Origin of the sequence: Streptomyces sp. AV19 (assembly GCF_015999245.1) — a bacterium.
In the GTDB taxonomy this organism is placed as follows: Bacteria; Actinomycetota; Actinomycetes; order Streptomycetales; family Streptomycetaceae; genus Streptomyces.
Genome location: NZ_JAEAMR010000092.1, coordinates 1 through 2,692, shown reverse-complemented (window position 1 = coordinate 2,692; position 2,692 = coordinate 1). Strand labels below are relative to the sequence as shown.

Here is a 2,692-nt window from a genome sequence, read left to right as displayed (position 1 = left end):
CTGGACCTACACCACCACCTGGAAACCCCTCCCCTCACCCACCACACCACCCCGGCTCCACGGCACCTGGCTCATCCCCCTCCCCCGCCACCACACCGACCGCACCCTCACCCACCACATCCTCAACACCCTCCACCACCACGGCGCCCACACCCTCCTCCTCCCCCTCGACCACACCCACACCAACCCCCACACCCTCACCCACCACCTCAACCACACCCTCACCACCCACCACCAACCACCCCACACCCTCACCGGCCTCCTCTCACTCCTCCCCCTCGACGAAACACCCCACCCCCAACACCCCACCCTCCCCACCGGACTCACCCTCACCCTCGCCCTCATCCAAACCCTCACCCAACACCCCCACATCACCACCCCCCTATGGAACATCACCCACAACGCCACCAGCACCCACCCCAACGACCCCCTCACCCACCCCCAACAAGCACTCACCTGGGGACTCGGCAAAACCACCGCCCTCGAACACCCCCACCACTGGGCCGGACTCATCGACCTCCCCCACCACCCCACACCCCACACCCTCCACCAACACCTCCCCACCGCCCTCACCCAAACCACCGAAAACCAACTCGCCATCCGACCCAACGCCCTCCACACACCACGCCTCACCCCCACCCCACAACACACCACACCCACCACACCCCCCACACCCTTCACACCCCACGGCACCATCCTCATCACCGGAGGAACCGGAGCACTCGCCACCACCCTCGCCCACCACCTCGCCACCCACCACCCCCACACCCACCTCCTCCATATCCCCCATGACCTCTCCGAAAGGCAACAACTCGCCTCGATCATCGAGGCCGTTCCTTCGGATCGTCCCATCACCACTGTCATTCATACGGCACAGGACATTCGGCCTTCGCTCGTCGCACACTGCGCATTTGATTACCTTGAATCGGTCATCGCGTCCGAAACTTCCCTGGCTTGGATTCTTCACGAACTCCTGCAAGGCCATGATTTTCTCGACCAGTTCGTACTTGTATCGTCGACCTCAGCAGCGTGGGGTTCGACAGGGCATGCCGCTCAGACAGCCGCCGGCGCCTACCTGGACGCGCTGGCCACCCATCGCCGGGCACAAGGACTCCCCGCTGTCTCCATCGCTTGGGGGCCTTGGGAGGGGGACGGCGCTCTCGAGGACGAGATCCTCGACCTTTTGCGGAGCGACGGCCTGCGCCCCATGCCAGCCGACCTCGCCCTTGCCTCCTTCGAGCAGGCAGTCAGCCACAGTGCCACGCCGTCAGTCATCTCGGACATCGACTGGAGGAAGTTCGCTGCGGCCCGCCCCGAATCGGCCAGACTCTTCGAGACCACCCTGGAGACTCAGGAACACCTTGACAGTGCCCACACGCCGGCGAGTCGATCGGGATCCCTTCTCCAGTTCCCGGGTATGAACCCGATTCAACGCCATGAAGCTCTTCTCGAACTCGTACGCACTCACACCTCCGCCGTCCTCGGCCATCACGAGTCCCACGCTGTGGACGGCGATCGCGCCTTCAACGACCTCGGCATCACATCACTCACGAGTATCCGTCTGCGAAACCGTCTGGCCACTGCCACAGGGCTCACGCTCCCCGCGTCCCTGGTCTTCGACCATCCCACCCCGGCAACCCTGGCACGCCACCTGGATCACCTGATCAGCGGGGAACCGAGCGACTCTCATCCCCAGGCTCCGCCCACGATCCCGAACGACGAGCCTTTCGCCATCATCGGCATGGCCTGCCGGTACCCAGGAGGCATCGCTTCCCCCGAGCAGCTGTGGAACCTCGTCGCAGCCGGAGAAGACGCCATTTCCGGCTTCCCCGTAGACCGCGGATGGGCGCTGGAGGACCTGTACGACCCGGACCCCGAGCGGCAGCACACCTGCTACACCCGGCAAGGCGGCTTTCTGCACGATGCAGGCTACTTCGATGCGGCCTTCTTCGACATCAGCCCGCGCGAGGTTCTTGCCATGGACCCCCAGCAGCGTCTCCTGCTCGAAACATCATGGGAGGCTCTCGAACGCGCCGGCATCGATCCCCTATCGGTCCGGGGGAGCCGGACAGCAGTCTTCGCCGGATTGGTCTATCACGACTACAGCGGCCGCTTCTCGACTGCCCCCGACGGCTTCGAGGGATATCTCTCCAATGGAACCGCGGGCAGTATCGCCACCGGACGCATCGCGTACACCCTGGGCCTCGAAGGACCTGCGATCACCGTCGACACGGCTTGTTCGTCCTCCCTGGTCGCGCTCCACCTGGCATGCCAGGCCCTGCGGGCAGGCGAGTGTTCCATGGCCCTCGCCGGCGGCGTCACCGTGATGTCTACGCCTGAAGCCTTCGTGGAGTTCTCGCGGCAGCGTGGGTTGTCGCGGGATGGTCGGTGCAAGGCGTTCTCGGCGGCGGCGGACGGCACCGGCTGGGGCGAAGGCGTCGGCATGCTCCTCGTCGAACGCCTCTCGGACGCCCGCCGCAACGGCCACCGAATCCTGGCAGTCGTACGCGGCAGCGCCGTCAACCAGGACGGAGCCAGCAACGGCCTCACCGCACCCAACGGACCAGCCCAACAACGCGTCATCCAACAAGCACTCACCAACGCCGGACTCACCCCCAACGACATCGACGCCGTCGAAGCCCACGGCACCGGCACCACCCTCGGCGACCCCATCGAAGCCCAAGCCCTCCTC

Annotated in this window: 1 protein-coding gene; it reads left to right on the top strand. The window is 65.6% G+C overall.

Annotated features, from left to right (window positions below; genetic code table 11):
• Nucleotides 1-2,692, top strand: a 2,692-nt coding sequence (locus I5Q34_RS33680; RefSeq protein WP_199896302.1) for a type I polyketide synthase, incomplete at both ends; no start/stop codon positions are given.